This window comes from Paraburkholderia sp. SG-MS1 (assembly GCF_012275575.1).
In the GTDB taxonomy this organism is placed as follows: Bacteria; Pseudomonadota; Gammaproteobacteria; order Burkholderiales; family Burkholderiaceae; genus Paraburkholderia.
The window spans coordinates 1-22,579 of the sequence record NZ_NPIH01000121.1 but is presented as its reverse complement, the minus strand read 5'-3'; the positions used below and the strand labels follow the sequence as shown (position 1 = coordinate 22,579).

General features: G+C 62.9%; 19 protein-coding genes. 11 read left to right on the top strand and 8 right to left on the bottom strand.

The annotated features are described in order from the left end of the window. Positions 1-464 precede the first annotated feature (464 nt). Both CIC12_RS09195 and CIC12_RS09190 read right to left on the bottom strand, forming a co-directional pair. Complete coding sequence (locus CIC12_RS09195) at positions 465-767, bottom strand: hypothetical protein (protein WP_342030515.1); 303 nt, start codon at positions 765-767, stop codon at positions 465-467. Positions 768-959: 192 nt separating this feature from the next. Next, positions 960-1,346, bottom strand: a complete 387-nt coding sequence (locus CIC12_RS09190; RefSeq protein ID WP_168663813.1) for a DUF6232 family protein — start codon at positions 1,344-1,346, stop codon at positions 960-962. Between the two features lie 294 nt (positions 1,347-1,640). On the opposite strand from CIC12_RS09190, the gene gltS reads away from it, so the two are divergent. The 9 genes from gltS (at position 1,641) to CIC12_RS09145 (ending at position 12,778) form a co-directional block, all read left to right on the top strand. Beyond that, positions 1,641-2,843, top strand: coding sequence for a sodium/glutamate symporter (gene gltS, locus CIC12_RS09185; protein WP_168663812.1), 1,203 nt, complete (start codon positions 1,641-1,643; stop codon positions 2,841-2,843). 369 nt (positions 2,844-3,212) lie between these two features. After that, entirely contained in the window at positions 3,213-4,946 is a 1,734-nt protein-coding gene (locus CIC12_RS09180) for an IlvD/Edd family dehydratase (protein WP_168663811.1), read from the top strand. Positions 4,947-5,331: 385 nt separating this feature from the next. Then, on the top strand, positions 5,332-6,414 hold the full coding sequence (locus CIC12_RS09175; protein WP_168663810.1) for a sn-glycerol-3-phosphate ABC transporter ATP-binding protein UgpC: 1,083 nt from the start codon (positions 5,332-5,334) through the stop codon (positions 6,412-6,414). After that, positions 6,404-7,330, top strand: coding sequence for a carbohydrate ABC transporter permease (locus CIC12_RS09170; RefSeq protein ID WP_168663809.1), 927 nt, complete (start codon positions 6,404-6,406; stop codon positions 7,328-7,330). The genes CIC12_RS09175 and CIC12_RS09170 overlap by 11 nt, the downstream gene beginning before the upstream one ends. Then, on the top strand, positions 7,327-8,214 hold the full coding sequence (locus tag CIC12_RS09165) for a carbohydrate ABC transporter permease (RefSeq protein WP_168663808.1): 888 nt from the start codon (positions 7,327-7,329) through the stop codon (positions 8,212-8,214). The genes CIC12_RS09170 and CIC12_RS09165 overlap by 4 nt, the downstream gene beginning before the upstream one ends. Before the next feature lie 99 nt (positions 8,215-8,313). Beyond that, positions 8,314-9,648, top strand: coding sequence for an extracellular solute-binding protein (locus CIC12_RS09160; protein ID WP_168663807.1), 1,335 nt, complete (start codon positions 8,314-8,316; stop codon positions 9,646-9,648). An 83-nt stretch (positions 9,649-9,731) separates the two neighbouring features. Beyond that, complete coding sequence (gene arfA, locus CIC12_RS09155; RefSeq protein ID WP_168663806.1) at positions 9,732-11,252, top strand: arabinosylfuranosidase ArfA; 1,521 nt, start codon at positions 9,732-9,734, stop codon at positions 11,250-11,252. Between the two features lie 33 nt (positions 11,253-11,285). Beyond that, positions 11,286-12,029 carry a FadR/GntR family transcriptional regulator gene (locus tag CIC12_RS09150; RefSeq protein ID WP_168663805.1) on the top strand — a complete coding sequence of 248 codons (744 nt, stop codon included), beginning with the start codon at positions 11,286-11,288 and terminating at the stop codon, positions 12,027-12,029. A 200-nt stretch (positions 12,030-12,229) separates the two neighbouring features. After that, complete coding sequence (locus CIC12_RS09145) at positions 12,230-12,778, top strand: glutathione peroxidase (RefSeq protein ID WP_168663804.1); 549 nt, start codon at positions 12,230-12,232, stop codon at positions 12,776-12,778. A 127-nt stretch (positions 12,779-12,905) separates the two neighbouring features. On the opposite strand, the gene CIC12_RS09140 is transcribed toward CIC12_RS09145, so the two are convergent. From CIC12_RS09140 to CIC12_RS09130, 3 genes are read right to left on the bottom strand one after another with little or no spacing between them, the layout of a single operon-like run. Next, positions 12,906-13,964 (bottom strand): serine hydrolase domain-containing protein, encoded by a 1,059-nt coding sequence (locus CIC12_RS09140; RefSeq protein WP_168663803.1) that lies wholly within the window; start codon positions 13,962-13,964, stop codon positions 12,906-12,908. A gap of 18 nt (positions 13,965-13,982) precedes the next feature. After that, entirely contained in the window at positions 13,983-15,275 is a 1,293-nt protein-coding gene (locus CIC12_RS09135) for an MFS transporter (protein WP_168663802.1), read from the bottom strand. Continuing rightward, complete coding sequence (locus CIC12_RS09130; protein ID WP_168663801.1) at positions 15,272-16,708, bottom strand: M20 family metallopeptidase; 1,437 nt, start codon at positions 16,706-16,708, stop codon at positions 15,272-15,274. The genes CIC12_RS09135 and CIC12_RS09130 overlap by 4 nt, the downstream gene beginning before the upstream one ends. A 146-nt stretch (positions 16,709-16,854) precedes the next feature. Here CIC12_RS09130 and CIC12_RS09125 point away from each other — a divergent pair, with 146 nt between their 5' ends. Continuing rightward, the gene (locus tag CIC12_RS09125) at positions 16,855-17,760 is read left to right on the top strand and encodes a LysR family transcriptional regulator (protein ID WP_168663814.1); all 906 of its coding nucleotides are present in this window, start codon (positions 16,855-16,857) and stop codon (positions 17,758-17,760) included. Positions 17,761-17,898: 138 nt separating this feature from the next. Here the strand turns inward: CIC12_RS09125 and CIC12_RS09120 are convergent, their stop codons facing one another. Then, complete coding sequence (locus CIC12_RS09120) at positions 17,899-19,077, bottom strand: porin (RefSeq protein WP_168663800.1); 1,179 nt, start codon at positions 19,075-19,077, stop codon at positions 17,899-17,901. Positions 19,078-19,392: 315 nt separating this feature from the next. Between CIC12_RS09120 and CIC12_RS09115 the strand changes: the two genes are divergently transcribed. Beyond that, positions 19,393-20,199 (top strand): MetQ/NlpA family ABC transporter substrate-binding protein, encoded by an 807-nt coding sequence (locus tag CIC12_RS09115; RefSeq protein ID WP_168663799.1) that lies wholly within the window; start codon positions 19,393-19,395, stop codon positions 20,197-20,199. Positions 20,200-20,338: 139 nt separating this feature from the next. On the opposite strand, the gene CIC12_RS09110 is transcribed toward CIC12_RS09115, so the two are convergent. Continuing rightward, positions 20,339-21,454 (bottom strand): succinylglutamate desuccinylase/aspartoacylase family protein, encoded by a 1,116-nt coding sequence (locus tag CIC12_RS09110; RefSeq protein ID WP_168663798.1) that lies wholly within the window; start codon positions 21,452-21,454, stop codon positions 20,339-20,341. Between the two features lie 259 nt (positions 21,455-21,713). Further along, entirely contained in the window at positions 21,714-22,496 is a 783-nt protein-coding gene (locus tag CIC12_RS09105; protein WP_168663797.1) for an ABC transporter substrate-binding protein, read from the bottom strand. Between the last annotated feature and the right edge of the window lie 83 nt (positions 22,497-22,579).

The following is a 22,579-nucleotide window of genomic DNA, read 5'->3' as shown; positions in this document are numbered from 1 at the left end:
CAACCGCCGAGGGCGGTGGCCGCGCACGCCGCCATGCAAGCAAGACGCTGCTGGAGGACACGCAAGCCGGCCCGGAGGCGAGTTTGCCGATGCGGACGAAGAGGCCGCCGCGCGGCATGAAGAGATGACAGGGACATGGATCACGCTTCGCTAAAAGGCGCGGTCCTTTTGCGAGGCAATGCATCGCAATGCCTCGGGGTGTTGCCGGTCGGCGTGAAGCCTCCTCGCGGCCTGTGCGCAGCCAGCACGAGGCAGACTGATCGCTCATACAAGGCCGCCCCGACGGAATTCACGAGCGGCCGCGCATGGAGATACGCTCAAGCACATCAAAGCGAAGGCACCCTGCAAAAGGAACGCAACAACGGAAGCGGCGACTCTACATGGCCCCTCGGGCGCAATTGCCAAGATGTGTAAAGGTTTGCTCGCGGTGAGCGAGGCGGCGGTACGCCCTGCATCGGCCTGCTTCAATCCGGGTGCGAAGCTCGAATCATGGTCGCATGCGCGGGGCCCAGCGTCGCGCGGTCGAGGGCGGCGGTCAGCACGCCGATCACGTCCTCGAGACTGCGCGAGGTCACTTCGATGCGAAAGACGATGTGCTCGCGCAGCTGGTCAATGGTCACGACGTAGAGACGCAGATCGCAGCCAAGCGCGGCATGCAGCGCTCGCCGCGCAAGCGCCGACGACGTGCCGGGCACGGTCACATCGATAACGACGAGCGGAACCATCGGATGGGTGGCGCGGCAGCCGGTGCGCGAAACGCGCAGCACGGAGATTTCGGACGGGACGACTGAAGTGAGCATGATGGTTGCGCCGACCCGCAGAGGCGGCGCGCGTGGTCCATACCCGCTCCACTGTAATCAGGCGCGCCTCAATGGCACGCAAAAGCGGGTGCTGCGCGAATCAAATTTGTGTGAACGAGCTTGTGCTAATGAGCGGGCCTCGCACAAACGCGAACAGCGTCACGCCTTTTGCACCGCCGCCGCTTTCGCTTCGTCCACCGCGGCGCCCACCCGCTCGACGAATTCGCGATCGGTGCTCATCAACGCTTCGCGTTGGCCGTCGGCCGTCTGCACCATCAACCGATGCGTGACGTCCTGCGTGGCCCACGTGAGCCAGCCGACCACGACCAGCATCACACCGCACACGAGGCCCGCCGGCGAACCGAAGATCGCGCCGGCCATCGCGCCGATCAGGCCGAGCACCGAGATCGTCACCGGCAAAACCTTGTTCTTCGGCACGGTGACGACCTGCACGCCGACGACATCGCGCAGCGGAAAAACCTGACCGGCGGACGAGAGGGCATTGCGCGTGACCGACACGCCGCGATCGTTGAAAGGGGTTTCCATCGGGTTCAATGCAAGGTAGTGAAGGAGAAGGGCGCAGCGTAGCAGACTTCAACGCAGGCAGTGACGCGACATGATGCCCGGATTGTGGCGGGTCAAGGAAATTTCTACCGCGATCGGGCGGATTGGCTAAGATGAAGCATGGTTGCCGATGTACCCGTACGTGAATAGAAAATAATCCGCTCGCTGCTTAGGCCGGCGGTCGTCTCTTGCTCGCGCAATGCCCGGTCGGCCCGATACTGTCGCGGCATGCCGCCCAAGGGATAACGTGATTGCGCGTCCGGTCGGAGGTCATTCATGGATGTCGGCATATACGGCACTCTGGTCGCCACCTCGCTCGTCCTGCTTCTCGGCGAGAAGCTGGTTCAGTGGATCACCGTGCTGCGCACCTACTCGATTCCCGCACCGGTGGCCGGCGGACTCATCGTTGCCGTCAGCGTATTGTTGATACGCCTCACGACGCGTATCGAAGTGCGCTTCGAGCCCGTGCTGCAGGTGCCGCTCATGCTCGCGTTCTTCTCGACCATCGGTCTCAATGCGCATATTTCCAGCCTGAAGGCGGGCGGCCCCGTGCTGATCCGATTTCTCGTGCTGGTCAGCGGACTGCTCATCCTGCAGAACGTGGTCGGTGTGCTGCTGGCCTTCGCGCTCGGCGTCGATCCCCTCTTCGGACTGCTCGGCGGATCGATTACGCTGTCGGGCGGCCACGGCACGGGCGCCGCGTGGAGTCAGGTCTTCACCGAGCATCACGGGCTGAACTCGGCCACGGAAATCGCCATCGGCTGCGCGACGTTCGGGCTCGTGATCGGCGGGGTGCTCGGCGGCCCGATTTCACGCCTGCTCATGCGTCGAATCGGTGACGACGAAAGGCGGCGCATATCCGATCGCGAGAATGAGACACTGGTCTTCGAGGAGCCTAAAGCCCGGCAACCGACCACGCCCGCTGCGATCATCACGACGCTCGCGTTGATCTCCGTGTGTCTGACCATGGGCGAGATGGTGGCCGAGCGGCTGGCGGGGACCGTCTTCGAATTGCCCACGTTCGTCTGCGTGCTGTTCGTCGGCGTGCTCCTGAACAATGGGCTGTCGCTCGTGCGGGTGCAACTCGATCAGCATGCGGTCGCGCTCGTGGGCAATGTCAGTCTCGCGTTGTTTCTGGCGATGGCGCTGATGAGACTCGACCTGTGGGAACTCGCGGCGCTCGCGGTGCCGGTCATCGTGATCCTTGCCGCGCAGGCCCTGCTGATGGCGCTGTATGCCGTGTTCGTGACGTTCCCGGTCATGGGGCGCAACTACGACGCGGTGGTGCTGAGCGCCGCGCATTGCGGCCTGGGCATGGGCGCGACGCCGACCGCCATTGCCAACATGCAGGCGATTACGAACCGCTTTGGCCATTCCCATATCGCGTTCCTGGTCGTGCCGATGACCGGGGCATTTTTCATGGACATCGTCAACGCGATCGTGATCAAGCTGTTTCTCGCGCTGCCGTTTTTTCACTGATACGCTAGAGGCGTCCCGGTTGGCTTCGCCAGAGGCGGACCCATTGTGGCGACCGCGAATTCAGCGTCTTTGTGCGCAGCACCTTCGCGGGACGCCCATCCCACGCCCGTCCGCGCCGTGCGATACCAATACTGATATCGATACCGCCAAAAATTTAATTGGATAGATATCGACCCGCTCCGTACACTTCAGCAGTCCCATAAATTGAGCGACAGCCTTCCGTGATCCGCATTCCAGAGCTTTGCGAGGCCCGTGACGGCGCGGAACGCGCGGTCGCCAGCCGCTTAATCGTCATCTCGCCGGTTGCGCCGCGCCGGCTCGGTCAAACTGGCCGGTGCTATGCCCCGGCACGTGCATCAAGGAATAGGCATGTCGGAAAATAAGCGGAAATTGCGTTCGGCTGAATGGTTCGGCACAGCCGACAAGAACGGCTTCATGTATCGAAGCTGGATGAAGAACCAGGGCATCCCCGATCACGAATTCGACGGCCGTCCGGTCATCGGCATCTGCAACACCTGGTCTGAACTCACCCCGTGCAACGCGCACTTTCGCAAGATCGCCGAGCACGTGAAGCGTGGCGTCTACGAAGCCGGCGGTTTCCCGGTCGAGTTCCCCGTGTTTTCGAACGGCGAATCGAACCTGCGTCCCACCGCGATGCTCACGCGCAATCTCGCGGCGATGGACGTCGAGGAAGCGATCCGCGGCAACCCGATCGACGCGGTCGTGCTCCTCACCGGTTGCGACAAGACCACGCCCGCGCTGCTGATGGGGGCGGCGAGCTGCGACGTGCCGGCGATCGTCGTCACCGGCGGTCCCATGCTGAACGGCAAGCTCGACGGCAAGGACATCGGCTCGGGCACCGCGGTATGGCAATTGCACGAATCGCTGAAGGCGGGCGAGATCGACCTGCATCAGTTCCTCTCGGCCGAAGCCGGCATGTCGCGCTCGGCGGGCACCTGCAACACGATGGGCACGGCCTCGACGATGGCGTGCATGGCCGAAGCGCTGGGCACGTCGCTGCCGCACAACGCGGCGATTCCGGCAGTCGATTCGCGTCGCTATGTGCTCGCCCATATGTCAGGAATCCGTATCGTTCAGATGGCGCACGAAGACCTCAAACTGTCGAAGATCCTGACGCGTGAGGCCTTCATGAACGCGATTCGCACCAATGCCGCGATCGGCGGCTCGACCAATGCGGTGATTCATCTGAAGGCGATTGCCGGCCGCATCGGCGTCGATCTCGAGCTCGAGGACTGGGTGCGCATCGGCCGCGATACGCCGACCATCGTCGACCTGATGCCGTCGGGCCGTTTCCTGATGGAAGAGTTTTATTACGCGGGCGGTCTGCCGGCAGTGCTGCGCCGGCTCGGTGAAGCGGACCTGCTGCCGCATCCGGGCGCGCTGACCGTGAACGGCAAATCGCTGTGGGACAACGTCAAGGATGCGCCCAACACGAACGACGAAGTCATCCGCCAGCTCGACAACCCACTCGTCGCCGACGGCGGCATTCGTGTACTGCGTGGCAATCTCGCGCCGCGCGGCGCGGTGCTCAAGCCGTCGGCGGCCACGCCTGGTCTGCTCAAGCATCGCGGACGCGCGGTGGTGTTCGAAAACCTTGAGCACTACAAGACGCGCATCGTCGATGAAAATCTCGACGTCGACGCCAATTCCATCATGGTGATGAAGAACTGCGGCCCGAAGGGATATCCGGGCATGGCCGAAGTGGGCAACATGGGACTGCCGCCCAAGCTGCTACGCCAGGGCGTGAAGGACATGGTGCGGATTTCAGACGCGCGCATGAGCGGTACCGCCTATGGCACGGTGGTGTTGCACGTGACGCCGGAAGCGGCTGCGGGCGGCCCGCTCGCCGCCGTGCAGGACGGCGACTGGATCGAGCTCGATTGCGATGCCGGCACACTGCATCTGGATATCAGCGACACGGAACTGGAGCGCCGCATGGCGCAACATGTGCCGCCGCAGGCGCCGGATGGCGGTGGTTACCAGCGCCTGTATGTGGATCACGTGCTGCAGGCCGACGAAGGCTGCGACCTCGATTTCCTCGTCGGTTGCCGCGGTGCCGCCGTGCCGCGGCATTCTCACTGACGTTGGCGACGTCACTGCCGTCATAGGCCCGGCGACGCATGTCGACCTGAGTCGAGTTTCCGTGTAACCGCCATGCGGCGGTTACACGCGGCCCGATCAAAATTCTTCGAGTTCCATGCGCACCCCGCGCAGCAATTCGCGTCGATCTGACAATCGAAACGCCGTGTTTCCGCATTGACTCGTTCGAGCTCGATGTGGCCGGAACATGGCCAGCTCATCAAGCCGAAATCAAAGCATCGCAGCGCGACCCAATACGCATGCGTATACCAAAACCTGAATGCCTCGATATCGAAACAGGGATTGGACGTTCCAATCAGGCCACCTTATTATATTTTCATAATATCAAAGCAGCCAGAGACAGCAGTTCCTGAAATAAGGAGGCGCGGTGACGGGCATTCAGCTCAACGGCGTGACAAAGCGATATGGCGAGACGGAAGTGATCACGGGTCTCGACCTCAATATCCTCGAAGGCGAATTCCTCGTCTTTCTAGGCCCCTCCGGCTGCGGTAAGTCGACGCTGCTGCGCATGATCGCCGGACTCGAGAACGTCAGCGAAGGGCAGATCAGTATCGGTGGCCGCGAGGTCACCAACCTGCCGCCGGCGAGGCGCGACGTCGCGATGGTGTTCCAGCACTACGCGCTCTATCCGCACATGACGGTCTACGACAACATGGCGTTCGGATTGCGCAATACGGGTGTCGCCGCGAGCGAGATCGAACGGCGCATTACCGAAGCGGCCCGCATGCTCGAACTCGATGCGCTGCTCAAGCGTCGTCCCGCGCAATTGTCGGGTGGTCAGCGCCAGCGGGTGGCAATCGGTCGCGCGGTGGTCAAGGAGCCCGAAGCATTCCTGTTCGACGAGCCGTTGTCGAACCTCGATGCGTCGCTGCGCACCCGCACGAGAGTCGAGCTTGCGCGCATCCATCGGCGTCTCGGTTCGACGATGATCTTCGTCACGCACGACCAGATCGAAGCGATGACGCTCGCCACACGCATCGTCGTGATGAATCGCGGGCGCATCGAGCAGATCGGTGCGCCACTCGACATATACCGGCGTCCGGCCACGCGCTTCGTCGCGGGATTCATCGGCGCGCCGGCCATGAACTTTATCGAGGTCGAACCCGCGGGCGATAACGGCGGCCGTCTGCTCGTGCGCCTGCCGGTCGACAATGTCGTCATTCCCACCCCCATCGCGGCCGGCAGTTTGCCGTCGGGCCAGCTCACGCTCGGCATTCGCGCCGAGCACGTGGTGATCGACGCGAATGGTCCACTCGGCGGCCGCGCCGAATTCATCGAACGGCTCGGCGACCGCTCGCTCGCACATGTGAGTCTCGCGAGCAATCAGCTGATCGTGATCGAGATCCCACGCGAGTACGAACTGCAGGCCGGCGACCCGCTCCGTATGAGCATAGACGCCGCCCATCTGCATCTGTTCGACGCAAGCGGGACGGCGCATCATGGCGGCTGAGCGCTCGCTGACGGCCGGTTTGCCGAAGACGCGGCAACGCCGTTTCAGCAATCCCCTCGCGTCCTGGTCGAACGGTCTGTTCGTGCTGCCGTTCGTGGTCGTCTACGTGTTGCTGCTGGTCGTGCCGCTCGGCTACGGCTGGTGGCTGAGCCTGCAGAACGTGGACCTGCTCGCCGGCACGAGCGAATTCATCGGCATCAAGAATTACGTCGACCTCGCGGCCGATCCGATCTTTCGCGGCGCCGTGCGCAACACGTTCTACTTCGTGTTCATGACGGTGCCGATGTTCGTCGCGCTAGGTCTCGCACTCGCGCTCGTGCTCAACCGGCCGGGCCGGTTTTGCGCGGCATTGCGGGCGATTTTCTTCGGCTCGTCGGTGCTGTCGGTCACGATCGTCACGCTGGTCTGGAAGCTCGTGTTGATGCCCGGCCACGGCCTGCTCGCCGACGTGAGTCACGCGCTGAACCTTTCCGAGTACGTGCCGCTCGTGCACGAAGCCACCGCATTGCCGATGATCGCAATCGTCACCGTATGGTGGATCGTCGGCCTGCCGATGATGTTGTTCCTCGCCGCGCTTCAACAGATTCCGCAGGAGCTGTACGAAGCGGCCGCGCTCGATAGCGCAACGCGCTGGCGCACCTTCGCGTCGATCACGCTGCCGTCGATCCGGCGCACCGTCGCGCTGGTCGCGGTGATCGAAGCGGTGTTCCAGTTCCAGTTATTCGGTCAGGCGCAACTGCTGACCGACGGCGGTCCTAACAACGCATCGCGTCCACTGGTGCAGTTCATCTACGAATCCGGTTTCCGTCAATGGCTGTTCGGCTACTCGGCTGCCGCGGCGCAGGTGCTGTTCGCCTTGATGCTGCTGGGCATCGCCGCGCAGGCATGGATCGTTCGCAGAAAGGATTCCGCATGAGCACCACCGCACTCAAGTCCGCCCCGAGTCCTTCTCCTGCGCAACGCTCGCGCGGTTCGCTGGCGGGCCGTTTCGGCGAGCGCGTGATGCTCGGCGCCGTCGTGCTGCTCGCGCTCGTCTGGATCGCGCCGCTCGTGTGGGTGTTCGCGCTGTCGTTCAAGCCGAACGCGTTCCTTCAGCAACATACCGATGTGCTGTTCTCGCCGCCGTTCACGCTGCAGAACTATACGAGCATCGTCGGCACGTCGGCGGTGGGCGGCTGGTTGATCAATAGCGTGATCGTCGCGCTGGGCCAGACGTTCCTCACGCTCGTCATCGCGTCGCTCGCCGGTTACGGGTTCGCGCGCACGAACTTTCCGGGCAAGCGCTGGCTGTATGTGATCTGCCTCGCGGGGCTCGCGGTTCCCGAGCAGGCGCTCGTGATTCCGCTGCACAGCATCTTCGCGTCGCTCGACTGGCACAACACCTATGGCGCGCTGATTCTGCCGCGCCTCGCGTCGCCGTTCGGTGTGTATCTGATGACGCAGTACTTCAAGGCGGTGCCCGTCGATATCGAGGAAGCGGCGTTGCTCGATAACGCGTCGCGCTTCAAGGTGTTCTGGCGCATCGTACTGCCGCTGTCGATCCCGGCGCAGGCGACGCTCGCGATCTTCACGTTTCTCAGCGCGTGGAACGACTACCTGTGGCCGCTCGTGTCGGCATCGAAGCCGGAGATGTACACGCTGACCATTGGCCTCGCATCGACACAGGGCAATTTCGCGCAGTCCGAGGGGATTGGTTATCTGATGGCGCAAGCGGTGTTCGCCGGTCTGCCGATCTTCGTGCTGTATCTGTTCTTCCAGAAGTACATCGTGGCGGCGGTGGCGGGCACCACGGTGCGTTAGTCGAGCTTGGCGAAACACAACCGGTCACGCCATTGACCACCCGGCAGCCGTGCGCAGTCGTTCGGAAAGACACGGCTCAATCCGACATAGGAGACAACGATGAAAAGATCGCTCGTGCGCGGTGCGCTTTCGCTCGCCCTGCTGAGTCTGACGGCCTGCCTGACGGCGCCGGCACAGGCCAAAACCGAAATTACGCTGTCGCGTTTCTTTGGCGCCTGCGACGCTGAATACGGCAATGTGAACGACGTGAGCAAAGCGGCGGGCGAGTGCGGCATCATCACGACGCTCGTCAACCAGTTCAATGCGACGAACAAGGAGGACATCGTCGTCAAGCCGCAGATCATCGAATGGAATCCTTACTATACGCAGATCGACGCGCGCATTCTGAGCCGTGACGTACCGACGATTTCGGTGATGCACGAAGCCGTGCTCGGCGATTACGTGAAGCGCAAGCTCGTCGAGCCGCTCGACGACGGTTTCAAATCGGTCGGTGTCGATACGAAGGACTTCACCGGGCACGCGCACCGTGGCGTCACGTTCGGCGATAAGACCTATGCATTGCCGTTCGACACGCATTCATGGCTCTGGCACATCAACGTCAATCTGTTCAGGAAGGCGGGTCTCGTCGACGCGAGCGGCAAGCCGATCCTGCCGACCACGCCTGAAGAACTGCTCAAACAGGCGAAGCAGTTCAAGGACAAGACCGGCCTGCCGTACATCACGATGCCGATTGCGAACGAGAGCGCCGCGCAGACGCGTTCGCTGTACACGATGGTTTATCAGCAGAACGGCACGCTGTTTCCGTCCGGACCGACGAAGATCGATCTGCAGGGCAAGCCCGTCACGAACGCACTGCAACTGCTCGACGGTCTGATGAAGGCGGGTGATATCACGCCGAATCTCGACTACGGCGCATCGAACCAGGCGTTCATGAACGGCAAGGCCGGCGTGCTGATCTGCGGGACCTGGGTGATAGAAGATCTGACCAACCTCTCGAAGAAGTCGGATTCGCCGCTCGCCAACAATGGCTACGACGTCGTGCCGTTCCCGAACCTGTTCCAGAAGAAGGCGGTGTGGGCCGACGGCCATTCGTGGGTCATGCTCAAGGGCGGCGCGAAGGACGACAAGACCCGCCACGCCGCGTTCGTGTTCCTCAAGTTCCTGTACGACCACGACGCCGACTGGGCGCGCACCGGGCATCTGCCGGCGCGCCAGTCCGTCATCGATAGCGCGGCATTCAATGCGCTGCCGCATCGGTCGTCGATCAAGGAAATCTCGTCGACGGGCTATTCGCTGCCGAACACGGTGCCGCGCCAGTTTGCGATTCAGGAGATTGTCGGCAGCGAGGTCAGCAACATGCTGACCTCCGGCAAGCCGATTCCCGCGGTTCAGAAGGACGCAGAGGACGGCGTCAACAAGCTGTTGTCCAGGTAGTTGCCGCACGGCGCGCGAACTTGTCAGCCAGCGCGCCGCATCGGGCGGCGCGTCTCGTCGAACTCACAACAGGACCTCTCACCATGATCTCTTCCCGCCTCGTCGTCGACCGCGATTTCGTCGTCGCGGACCTTGACCGGCGCGTGTTCGGCACCTTCGTCGAACATATGGGCCGCTGCGTGTACACCGGCATCTACGAACCGGGCCACCCCGAAGCCGATGAGCGTGGCTATCGCAAGGACGTGATGGCGCTGACGCGCGAACTCGGACCGACGATCGTCCGCTATCCCGGCGGCAACTTCCTGTCGGGCTACAACTGGGAAGACGGTGTCGGTCCGAAAGAGAAGCGGCCAAAGCGCCTCGACCTCGCCTGGTATTCGGTCGAAACCAACCAGTTCGGCACCAATGAATTCATCGACTGGTGCCGCGAGCTCGACATCGAACCGATGTACGGGGTCAACCTCGGCACACGCGGACCGGACGAAGCGCGGCATTTCGTCGAGTACTGCAATCATCCCGGCGGCACCGCGCTGTCGGATCTGCGTCACGAGCATGGTTACGAAAAGCCGCACGACATCAAGTTCTGGTGCCTCGGCAACGAGATGGACGGGCCGTGGCAAATCGGCCGCAAGACCGCCGACGAATACGGCCGCGTCGCACTCGAAACAGCCAAGCTGATGCGCGCGGTCGATCCCACCATCCAGCTTGCCGCGTGCGGATCCTCGACCCATGAAATGGCGACCTATGGCGCGTGGGAAGACCGCGTGCTCGAACACTGCTTCGACCAGGTCGACTTCATTTCGTTGCATACGTACTTCGAAAACCGTCACGATTGCACCGCGGAGTTCTTCGGCAACATCGACGTGATGGACCTGTTCATCAAGGAGATTGTCGCCGTGGCGGACAGCGTGGCCGCGCGCAAGCATTCGACCAAACGCATCATGCTGTCGTTCGACGAATGGAACGTCTGGTACAAGGCGCGCTCGATCAACGATCTGCGCAAGCCGGGCTGGCCGAGCGCGCCGCGCCTGATCGAGGAGGTCTACAACGCCGAGGACGCGCTGCTGGTCGGCGGTGCGCTGATCACGATGATGAACAACGCCGACCGCGTGAAGACCGCCTGTCTGGCGCAACTCGTTAATGTGATCGGCCCGATCATGACCGAGCCGGGCGGCGCGGCCTGGCGGCAGACGATTTTCTATCCGTTCGCGCAGGCGTCGAAGTTCGGTCACGGCCGCGTGCTCAAGCCGGTGATCGAGTCGCCGTCATACGAAGCCGAGACTTTCCCTGAGATCGCCTACCTGTGCGCGGCCGTGGTCGATGACCGGGCGAGCGGCACCACGACGATCTTCGCATTGAACCGGCACCTGACCGACGAGATGGACCTGAACATCGAGTTGCGCGGCCTCGGCGCCGAGCGCACGCTCGATCACGCGCTCGAACTTCATCACGCGAACATGAAGGCGGTGAACACACGCGAAGCGCCGTTGACGGTCGTGCCCGAGACCAACACCCGCGTGGTGGTCGACGGCGAGAAGATCACCGCGCGTCTGAAGCCGGGCTCGTGGAACGTAATCGTCACGACCGCGGCAAAGCGCGGCTAGGCGGTCGAAGCGGGCATCTGCGAAGGAGGGGTGATGTTCGAGCGTGAGCCCGTCGTCGGTACGATGACGGCACAGGTCGCGAGGATCGTCGGCATGCGGATCGTCTCGGGCGAATTCAGTCCGGGCGATCTGCTCCCCGTCGAAAGCGAGTTGTGCAGCGAATACCGCGTGAGTCGCACCACTATCCGTGAGGCGATCAAACAGCTCACCGGCAAGCGCCTGATCGACGTGACGCCGAAAATCGGCACTCGCGTGCTGCCGTTCTCAGACTGGAATCTGCTCGACCGCGACGTGCTCGCGTGGCGATTGAATGCGCAGTTCGATTCGAAGATCGTCGAGGACATCTTCGAGATGCGGCTGTGCTTCGAGCCGCGCGCGAGCTTTCTGGCGGCACGCCATGGCAGCGACGAAGATCTGCAGTTGATCGAACGCCGCTATCGCGAGCTGGCGAATGCGTATGCGTCGCCGGCGGCGCAATCGGACGTGCGCGCGGTGGGCGAAGCGGTGCTGGAGTTTCACATGGCGATCATCGCGATGTCGCAGAACGGCATGTTCATTACGATCGGCAGCGCGATCAAGGCGGCGTTGCGCGTGTCGTCGGAGATGCTGTTGCGGCAGGCGGCGCGGCCCAGCGAAGATATCGAACTGCACGATGCGGTGCGCCGCGGGATCGTCGCACGCGAGCCGGAGGCCGCGTCTGCTGCGATGACGCGTTTGCTCGCGGCGTCGCGCGAAAGAATGCTGAGGTACACCATCAGGCCGAAGGACCCGGGGTGAAGCGGGGTGGGGCAGACTTATTTATCTGAGCGCGGTGTGCCGGCCTTGATGACCGCGTGTTCGTCGAGCGCAATGGATGCCTTGGAGCGCCTTCTGCTGAAACTCGGCAGATCGGTTAAGCTGGATCGCTTCATTGCTCGACTCACGCGTTCGGCTTACGATCACGCTCACGAGCAATCCATCTTCAACAAGGAGGCTCCATGGCAGAAGCGCTATTCGATGTTCCGCTGAAAACAATCGACGGCAATTCAGCAAGCCTTGCCGATTATCAGGGCAAGGTGCTGCTGGTCGTCAACGTCGCGTCGAAATGCGGACTCACGCCGCAATATAGCGGCCTCGAAAAACTGTATCAGGACAAACGCGCGTCGGGTCTGGAAGTGCTTGGCTTTCCCGCCAACAATTTCAAAGGCCAGGAGCCGGGCAGCGACAGCGAGATAGCCGCGTTTTGCAGCACGAGTTACGACGTGCATTTCCCGCTCTTTTCGAAAATCTCCGTGCTCGGAGAAGATAAACATCCGCTGTACGCGCATCTGACCGAAGCGCAGCCCGCCGCGACCGGCGAAGGGCCTTTCCGTGAAAGATTGAAGGGTTATGGCGTCGATCCGGAAAATCGCGTGGACGTGCTGTGGAATTTCGAAAAATTCCTGATCGGCCGCCATGGCGAAGTGGTGGGCCGTTTTTCGCCCGACGTCACGGCGGATGATCCGCGCCTCGTCGCGGCGATCGACGCCGAACTGGCGAAGGCTTGAAAACGCGTGGGTGGTGTCAGCGGCGCGAGCGGGCCGAATTGGCCGGGCTCGCGGTCGCTGTGGCGCTCACGGTTTAATGCGTGGCTGCGATTTTTCACGGCCGGTGCGAAATCGCAGACACGCCACCTCATTCGATACAGATCGCATCCACCGCATCGAGCACGAGCCCGAAGAACTCGTTAGCGGCGGCCGGATTCAACCAGCGCACGATCACCGTCATCCGGCGCTCTGGCTCGATCCACGTAAACGAACTGCCCGCTCCCACGCCAAAGTAACTCGACGCCGGCACGCTGGGGAAAACCTTGCGATCGGTATTGAGCCAAACCAGATAGCCGTAAAACGGCGCGATCGCGCAGGGCGTACGCATCCGCGCGATCCACTCGCTGGACAGAACCCGCCGGCCGTTCACCATGCCGTCGTTGAGCAGGATCTGCGCGACCTTCAGCTGATCGTTCGCGCTGACCGACATGCCGCCGCCCCAGTGCGTGCCGCCCGGAACGGACTGCATGCGCCGTCCGTCGATCTCGACCCACGCATGGTCGTAGCCGACCCATTGCCAGTTTTCGCTCGCGCCGGCCGGGCGCATGATCGCTTCCCGGAATACCTCGGGCAACGGTTGCCGGAACAGATGCAGCAACGCCAGCGAAAGCTGATTGATGCGCACGTCGTTGTATTCCCAGTACGTGCCGGGGCGTTGCAGCGGACGCAGCTCGCCCTTTTTGCCATCCGGCGGCGCGGCGAAATTGACGGCGCGATAGTGGTCCGCCTGATCCGACAGGCCGAAATACGTGCCTTGCCATTCGCTCGTCTGCTGCAGGAGGTGCGCCCAGGTCACGGCCGCGTTGTGTTCGTCGTCGAAGCCGATGCCGGGCACCCGCACGTGCACCGGTTCGTTCACATCCGGCAGCAAACCGCGATCGTGCGCGACCCCGGCGAGCAGCGCGAGGTACATCTTCGCGACGCTGAAGGTCAGATCGGCGCGATCGGGCTCACCCCATGAAGTCAACACGCGGCCGTCCACCGCGATCGTGCCCGACACGGAGCCGCGATCATGCACCGGACCGAGCAGCCGGTTCCACGGCGGCGGATCGTTCACGTGCACGCCCCACGCGCCGCTGACGTGACGGTCCCAAAGCGATTCATGATCCACTGCGAATTGCACTGCCTGTTGCAAATCTTCTTGCATGAATAGAGTCCTGTCGGTTCAACGCGCATTCAGACGAACGCGAGCCCATACGATAGTGAAAAGACTGATCACGGCCGCGAGCATCAGATAAAGCCCGGGCGCGAGATTGTTGCCGGTCGCCGCGATCAGTGCCGCGACGGCGAGCGGCGTGAAGCCGCCGAACACGGTCGTGCCGATGTTATAGCCGAGTGCCATGCCGGTGGTGCGCGTGCGGGTCGGAAAAAGCTCGGACATCAACGCGGGAATCGGCGCGAAGTAGGTGGCCTTCAGGATCGCGACCCACACGACCGCGGCGAGCAGCGTCGCGAGCGACGGGTGCGCGTTCATGAACATGAACGCCGGATAGACCGTCAGAAAGAACAGCACGCCGGCGCCCAGCATGATCCGAATGCGGCCGACCTTGTCCGACCAGTGGCCGACGATCGGCGTCAACACCATCATGATGCAGCCGGCCAGCAGCGTGGCGATGAAGCCGGCCGACGGCGCGAGACCGAGTTGCCGGGCCGCATACGTCGGCATGTAGAGCAGCATGTAGTTGGCCGTGGTCGTGAGCACGAGCGAGCCGATCGAGACCAGTACACGTTCCTTTTGCGTCGCGAGCAATTCGCGCACCGGTGAGGCGGATTTCTCAGCGCGTTCGAACTCCGGCGTTTCGTCGATCCGGCGGCGAATGTAGAACCCGACCGGCCCGATCAGCATGCCGAACAGGAACGGAATACGCCAGCCCCAGTCGTCGAGTTGCGATTGCGTGAGCGCGCCGGTCAGCACCGCGCCGAACGCGGACGCGATCAGTGTGCTTGCGCCCTGGCTGGAGAACTGCCAGCTCGCCATGAAGCCTTTGCGAGCCGGCGCATGCTCGATCAGAAACGCCGTCGAGCTGCCGAACTCGCCGCCGGCCGAAAAGCCTTGCAATAGCCGTGAAGCGAAAATGCCGATCGGCGCGAGCAGGCCGATTGCGGCATACGAGGGCATCAGCGCGACCATGCCGGTGCCGAGCGTCATTAACCCGATCGACAGCGTGAGTGACGCCTTGCGGCCTTTGCGGTCGCTGAACGAGCCGAGCGCGAGCGCGCCGATTGGCCGCGCCAGATAAGAGAGCGCGAAGGTGCCCAGCGTGAGCAGCAGCGACACGGTTTTGTCGTGGACCGGGAAGAAGGTCCGCGACAACGTGGTGGCGAAGTAGCCGTACACGATCAGGTCGTAGAACTCGAGCGCATTGCCGATCGACGTCGCGAGGATCAGGCGCGATACGCCCGCGCGCGCTTTGGGTTCGGCGATCGTGCCGTCGACGGTGGCGGAATCGATGCTCATGACGGAACTCCCTGGCGGCGTTGCGTGGGAAGCGCGGCTGCGCTATTGGGGGCATCGGCATCGCGCACGCCGAGGTCCCAGAAGAGACCCGACATGATGCGCAGTCCTTCGCGCACCACCGGGCCGAGCAGGTGCTCGTCCGGCGCATGCTGCGAGCAACCGGGGTACGAGTGCGGCACCCATAGGGTCGGCATGCCGAGTACGTCGGCGAACACGTCGTTGGGTAGCGTGCCGCCGAGGTTGGGTAAAAGCACGGGTTGCTTGCCCGTGGTTTGCTGCAGCGAGCGCAATGCCCACTGCACCCATGGGTTGTCGGGATCGACACGGGTCGCGGGCACGCCGCGCTCGACGTCGATCTCGACCATGCCGAAGCCGTGCTCGTCGAGATGGCGGCGCACGATCTGTGCGAGATCCAGCCAGTTAGTGCCGACCACGAATCGGATTTGCAGATGCGCGAACGCGTGCGGCGGAATCGCGTTGACCGGCTTCTCGGGATTGCCGGTGCGAAACGCGAGCACTTCGAGACTGTTCCAGCCGAACACGCGCTCGGCCGGCGTGAGGCCCGGTTCGCCGTAGTCCGCATCCACCGCCGGCTCGCCCGGATTGCCGCCGACCGTGAGGCCGGCGAGCGCACGGCGCACCGCATCGGGCATCGGCGGCGGGCGCAGTCCTTCGATCATCACGCGGCCGTTGGCGTCCACCATCGACGCGATCGCATTGGCGAGCACCACGCCGGGGTTGCGCAACAGGCCGCCCCAGTTGCCTGAATGATGGCCGCCATCGCGCAGCTTCACATCGAGCCGGAAGTTCACGAGACCGCGCGAGCCGAGAAAGACGGTGGGGCGGCGCGCCGACAGGCGCGGGCCGTCCGACGCGATCAGCACGTCGGCGGCGAGTTCGTCGCGCAACCGCGCGCACAGTTCGTGAAGACCCGGCGAGCCCACTTCCTCACCGGTTTCAAACAGCAGCTTCAGGTTGAAACCAAGCTTGCCGTCGCGGGTATCGAGCACCGCTTTCAGGGCGGCCAGATTGATGCTGTGCTGGCCTTTGTTGTCCGCCGTGCCGCGCCCGTACCAGCGCTCGCCGTCGACGGTGACACGCCATGGCGCAAGGCCTTCGCGCCATTGCGCGTCGTAGCCGCGCACCACGTCGCCGTGGCCGTACGACAGCACGGTGGGCAGCGCGTCGTCTTCGTGGCGGTGAGCGATCAGAAACGGCCCTGCGCCCGCCACCGGATTTTCGGCGATGCGGCATGTGAAGCCCCATTGCGTCAGCGTAGGCGCGATTTCATCGCTCAGATAGGCGCGCAGGCGTTCGCCGCTGTCCGCTTCCTGGCTCTCCGTGCGGAAGGCGACGCGGCGCTGGAGGTCATCGAGAAAGCGGCCGGAATCGTACTGCTCCGTCGCATGTTGAATAGCCGAGTCACGGGTCAACGTTGTTCTCCGGTGAGGCGCGCCGCGAGCAAGCGCGCTGGATTCGAAGCGATGTCGCGATCTTGGGGTGGACGATATTTGTGGACAATTGCAATATTTGGCAGATATCGTTGCCGAAACGGCAAAGCGGAAAACCCATGAGCCAGTTGGACAACACCGCGCTGCGCTACTTTCTGGAGGTGGCGCGCAGCGGTTCGCTGAGCAAAGCGTCGGGGCGTCTGTACGTCGCCGTGTCGGCGCTTAGCAGACAGATCGCAAAGCTGGAGGAGGACGTCGGCACGGCGCTATTCGAGCGGCGCCCGCGCGGCATGGTGTTGAGCGACGCCGGGCGTCTGCTCGCCGAGCACGCGCGGCGCAGCCTGCTCGACGCCGAGCGCGTCACCGAGGAAATTCGCGGGCTGAGCAACGGGGGCCGCGCGACGATTCGTGTCGCGAGTTCGGAGGGCGTCGCGCCGCATTTTCTGCCGCAGATTTTCGCGCGTTTTCTGAAGACGCACCCGGCCACGCATTTTCAGCTCGAGGTGTCCGCGCCGTCGGTGGCGACGCAGCGCGTGCGCGACGGCACTACCGATATCGCGGTGTGTTTCAGCATTGCGCCGGAGCCGGACATCAACGTGGTGTACTCGCAGCGCGCGCCGATTTTCGCGCTGGTGCGGCGTGATCATCCGCTCGCGGCGCGCGAGTCCGTTTCGCTCGCGGACCTGCTGCCGTGGCCGCTCGCGATCGACAACCAGGGTGTGACGATCCGTCAGCTATTCGACATTTCGTGCAGCCTCGAAGGCCTCGTGTTCGATCCGGTGTTCGTCAGCAACTATCATGCGGCGCTGCAAAGCTTCGTGCTGCAGACCGATGCCGTCACGGTGACGGGTTTTCTGACCGTGCGTAGCCGGCTGGAAGTGGATGGACTCGCCGCGATACCGATCAGTAATCCTGAACTGCACCAGCGCTCTCTGCAGATTCAGACGATGGCCGGGCGCGTGCTGCCGCGTGTGGTGCAGGCGTTTGTCGAGCTGTTGACCGGGGCGATCGATAACCCCGCGCTTCTGGATTGAGCGGGTGAGCGCTGCGCGAGCCCGCATCGTGGGCGACGGCAAACGCCGCAAAAAGAAAAACGCCCCGCAGGGCGTTTTTCAGAAGCTCCGGATCCGTACGGCGAGGAACGCATGCGCTCCCCGCCGTCAAAGACCTGCTTAGAACTTGTGACGGATACCGACGCGGAATGCCAACTGGTTGTCCGCGCCCGTGCCCGACGTGTTGAAGTAGCTCGTGCTCGAACCGATCTGCGCTTGCAGATCCTGCGTGCCGTTGTGGCCCGACGCGATCTGATAAATGCCCAGTGCGTACACGTCCGTGCGCTTGGAAAGCGCGTAGTCGGCGCTCAGGTTCACCTGGTTCCAGTGACCCGTGTTCGCGCCGCTCAGGTGCATGTACGTGTAGCCAGCGCCTGCCGTGATAGCCGGCGTGAACGCGTACTTCGCGCCCGCTTCGTACGCGGCGAACGTGGTCGATTCACCGGAGATCGGTGCGAGACGCGTGTTCGTGTACAGCGCCCACAGCGTCGCTGCGCCGATCGCGTAACGGCCGCCAGCGCCGAACGTGCGCAGATCCTGGATCTGACCGTTGCCGAGCGTCGGGAACGTCACGTTAGCCAGCGAAGTCGAGAAGGCCGGCGATGCCTGACCCGGGTAGCGGATGTCCGTGTATGCGACGCCCAACCCGAACGGGCCGTTGGCGTAGTTGGCGCCGAAGCTGTAAGCGCGCGACGAACCTACAACCGTTGCAGCTGTCGTGCCCGTAGCCGGCGAGCCGGCAAAACCGCCAGCCTGGTTCGAGAAGCCGTACATCGCGCCGAACGTCAGGCCCGAGAAGTTCGCGCTGCTGAACTTGACCGAGTTGTTGATACGGCTCGACGTCAACTGGTCGACGTCGTTGATGTGATAAGCGTAGTTACCTGCGACGGTCTGGCCGCCGGTCGAGTAGTTGCCGCCGAGGTAGTCGGTGGAAAACGAGTACTGGCGACCGAACGTCAGCGAGCCGACGTTGTTCTGCGACAGACCGACATAAGCCTGACGGCCAAACATCGCGCCGCCCTGGCCGAGCGCGCCGGTGCCGCTGTTAAAGCCGTTTTCCAACACGAACAGCGCCTTCAGGCCGCCACCGAGATCTTCCGTGCCGCGCAGGCCCCAACGGCTGCCTTGCGCCACGCCGTCGTCGTACTTGAAGAGCTTGTCGCTGCCGGTGGCCGACTTCGAGTTGTTCACATAGCTGATACCTGCGTCGATCACCCCGTACAGTGTGACGCTGCTTTGCGCGTGAGCGGCGGTAGCGAAGACGGCGAGCGTAGCGGCGGTCAATACTTTCTTGTTCAAGACTTTCTCCGGTTAAAAATTAGGCGATCGCGATGCCCGGCTCTTCGGTCAGATCATGCGATGGCCCGAAATTTAAGGGAACGCTGAGTAAGGTATGTGACAGTGCGTTTATTTTTTAAATCTGTCGTGTTGGCGCGACACCGGCATGGCTTCGCAAGAAGAAATCACGCAAGGCAGTGCCTGTATAAGCTTTGCTCGAAGCGCGGATATAAGCGTGTGAAAAACAGTTGGTTTTCCGCTGCCGCGGTGGCGTGCGACGATGCGGCGTCATTCAGCCTTTTGTCAAATTCGCCTCAATCGCTTACAGGAAATAGCATGCAACGCCGGACACTCATCCAGAATCTGCTAGCCGTCGCCGCGTTTTCGCTCACGGCAACGTTCGCTCACGCGGACGACAAACGCATTACGATCGGCACGATGAGTGGCCCCGATGCGCAGATCTGGTCGGTCGTCACCAAGGTGGCGGCGCGCGACGGCCTGAACCTCAAGGTCATCGAGTTCAACGACTACGTGCAGCCGAATGCGGCGCTCGACGCGGGCGATCTCGACGCCAACGGTTTTCAGCATCAGCCGTTTCTGGACAGTCAGATCAAGCAGCGCGGCTACAAGATCGTCAACGTCGGTTTGACCTATGTGTCGCCGATGGGCTTTTATTCGAAGAAATTCAAGTCGCTGAAGGATTTGCCCGAAGGCGCGAAGGTCGGCATTCAGAACGATCCGTCCAATGGCAACCGCGCACTGCTGCTGTTGCAGAAGTACGGCGCGATCAAGCTGAAGCCGGGCGTCGGCACGAACGGCGTGAATGCGACGCCGCTCGACGTGGTCGAGAATCCGAAGAAGCTCAAGCTGGTCGAACTCGACGCCGCGCAACTGCCGCGCGCGCTCGACGATCTGGATGCGGCGTCGATCAATACCGACTACGCGGTCAAAGCCGGCCTGCAGCCGACGAAAGACGCGATCGCCATCGAGGACATCAAAGGTCCGTACGCGAATCTGATCGCAGTGCGCGTGCAGGATCGCAATCAGCCGTGGGTGAAGAAACTCGTCGCGGCGTACGAGTCCGACGAGGTACGCAAGTACATCGACACGCAGTTCAAAGGCGCGATCATTCCGGCATTCTGAGCAGCACCTGACACGATGCGTAAACGCAGATCGCCCGCCGAAATAGCGGGCGATCTGCTTTGCTGCTCGACGTTCGGACAGAGACCGCAACGCGCAGCGGCAAGCGGCTAGTGCAACATCAGCCGCGCCGCGGTGGCGCTCAATTGCTCAACAACGAACCGCTCCGGAACGCCTTCGCGCCGGCAATCCGCGCGAATTCCAGCCCGGCCGTCGCAAAGCGTGTGGTATGCCGCGCGTACAGCACGCCGGCCACGCTGCTTTTCACCGTGACCACGCGGTCCGTCAACGGATCGACGATATCCGCGATTTCATGGCCGGCGTCCACCCACGTGCCGACTTCGCAGCGATACACCAGCACGCCGCTTTGCGGCGCGACGAGCGGCTCGGCGCCCGCGAGCGGCGTGGCGGCGAATTCGAGCGGCGGCAGCGGGGCGGCCGTGCCGTCGATCACGCCACGCGAGGTCAGGTATTCGATGATCGCCTGCGCGTCTTTTTCAGCGTACTCGTACGACACCTCGCGCTGTCCGCGCAGTTCGACGGTGACCGAGATCGAACCGTTCGGAATCGGGAAGCGGTCGCCGTAACGGCCGCGCAAATCGGACCAGCAGAAGCTGTGGATTTCGTCGAACGGATTGCCCACCGAGTTGAGCGCGAGCAGCGACGCCTTCGCGTCGAGGTAGCACGCGAGCGGCTCGACGTCTGCCCACAAGTCCGGGTTCGTGTACAGGTGCATCGCGGCCTCCCAGTCGCAATGCAGATCGAGCACCACGTCCGCGTCGTATGAGAGCTTTTGCAGCGCGAGACGTTGCGACGCGAGTTCGGTGGTCGGCTCCTGCGCGTCGAGCGCTTCTCGCATCGCCGCGCGGATCGCCGTGCGGTTCGCGTCGACGTCGTCGGTCAGGCGCGATTCGATGACCGGCTGCACCAGCGCCGACAGATCATGGAAATTGCGGTTGAAGTTCTGCGCGGTGTTAGTTTCGAAACGGCCGGTCAGATGGCCGAGAAAGTGCTGGTTCAGGCCGATCGGATTGGCCACCGGCACGACCACGACTTCGCCGCGCAGCTTGCTGGCGGCTTCGAGCGCGGCCAGCTTGCGGCGCAGCTCCCACGACACCAGCATGCCGGGCAGTTCGTCGGCGTGCAGCGAGGACTGGATGTAAATCTTCTGCCCGCCGCCGGGACCGTAGTGGAAACTCGTCAGGTTGCGGGCGGTGCCGAGTGTCGGCGCAATCAGCGGATGGGTTTGGGTTTGCATGGTTTCCGAAAGCCGGGGCCCAATCGGGCGCGCCGCGCTATGTCGTTGATTACAGTATGAAAGCGTGCTTCGTGGCGGGGCTTGGGCGGGCCGCTTCGCGGCGCCGCGACCGCACGATCTTAGCCGATATGACGCATGATGTGGTTTCATGCGGCGGCGCAAACGAAACGGGCTCCGCTGTGCGGAGCCCGTTTCTGCCAGCCGGCCAGCGCGTCATCGGACACGCGTGGCGGACTCAGCTGCTCAAATAGCCGCTGATTTAGCCGCCGTACACGTCGAAGTCGAAATACTTCTTCTCGAGCTTCTTGTACGTACCGTCCTTGATGATGTCGGCGATCGCCTTGTCGACCTTCGCCTTCAGATCGGTGTCTTCCTTGCGCATGCCGATGCCCGCGCCGTTGCCAAGGATCTTCGCGTCCACGAGGTCCTTGCCGACGAAGTCGAAGCCCGCACCGCGCGGCGTCTTCAGAAAGCCGATTTCAGCCTGCACCGCGTCTTGCAACGCTGCGTCGAGACGGCCCGAGAGCAGGTCGGCATAGACCTGATCCTGGTTCTGATACGGCACGACCTTCGCGCCCTTCGGTTCCCAGTACGTCTTCGCGTAGGTTTCCTGGATCGTGCCCTGTTCGACGCCGACCGACTTGCCCTTGAGCGACTCAGCCGTCGGCAGGATGCCCGAACCCTTCTTCGCGACCAGACGCGTCGGCGTGTTGAACAGCTTCGACGAGAACGCGACCTGTTCGGCGCGTTGCGGCGTCATCGACATCGACGACAGCACGCCGTCGAACTTCTTCGCCTTCAGCGCGGGAATCATGCCGTCGAAGTCGTTTTCGACCCACACGCACTTGGCATCCAGGCGCTTGCAGATTTCATTGCCGAGGTCGATATCGAAGCCAACGAGCTTGCCATCCGAGCCCTTCGACTCGAACGGGGGGTAGCTGGCGTCAACGCCAAAACGGATCGTGGACCAATCTTTAGCGTGTGCGCCAATCGAGACGGTGGCAAGCAGAGCAACCGTCAAAGCCGCTAGCAGTTTTTTCACTATTTAACTCCTCGGTGTAGTTCAAATGCTCCCGCATGCGGTTGTAGCGCTGCGGGACACCCGTCGTGACTTACGGCGGGCTT

Coding starts and splice junctions, on each gene's coding strand:
- CIC12_RS09190 (WP_168663813.1), bottom strand. CDS start 1,346: ATGGAAACCCCTTTCAACGATCGCGGCGTGTCGGTCACGCGCAATGCC.
- gltS (WP_168663812.1), top strand. CDS start 1,641: ATGGATGTCGGCATATACGGCACTCTGGTCGCCACCTCGCTCGTCCTG.
- CIC12_RS09180 (WP_168663811.1), top strand. CDS start 3,213: ATGTCGGAAAATAAGCGGAAATTGCGTTCGGCTGAATGGTTCGGCACA.
- CIC12_RS09170 (WP_168663809.1), top strand. CDS start 6,404: ATGGCGGCTGAGCGCTCGCTGACGGCCGGTTTGCCGAAGACGCGGCAA.
- CIC12_RS09165 (WP_168663808.1), top strand. CDS start 7,327: ATGAGCACCACCGCACTCAAGTCCGCCCCGAGTCCTTCTCCTGCGCAA.
- CIC12_RS09160 (WP_168663807.1), top strand. CDS start 8,314: ATGAAAAGATCGCTCGTGCGCGGTGCGCTTTCGCTCGCCCTGCTGAGT.
- arfA (WP_168663806.1), top strand. CDS start 9,732: ATGATCTCTTCCCGCCTCGTCGTCGACCGCGATTTCGTCGTCGCGGAC.
- CIC12_RS09150 (WP_168663805.1), top strand. CDS start 11,286: ATGTTCGAGCGTGAGCCCGTCGTCGGTACGATGACGGCACAGGTCGCG.
- CIC12_RS09145 (WP_168663804.1), top strand. CDS start 12,230: ATGGCAGAAGCGCTATTCGATGTTCCGCTGAAAACAATCGACGGCAAT.
- CIC12_RS09140 (WP_168663803.1), bottom strand. CDS start 13,964: ATGCAAGAAGATTTGCAACAGGCAGTGCAATTCGCAGTGGATCATGAA.
- CIC12_RS09135 (WP_168663802.1), bottom strand. CDS start 15,275: ATGAGCATCGATTCCGCCACCGTCGACGGCACGATCGCCGAACCCAAA.
- CIC12_RS09115 (WP_168663799.1), top strand. CDS start 19,393: ATGCAACGCCGGACACTCATCCAGAATCTGCTAGCCGTCGCCGCGTTT.
- CIC12_RS09110 (WP_168663798.1), bottom strand. CDS start 21,454: ATGCAAACCCAAACCCATCCGCTGATTGCGCCGACACTCGGCACCGCC.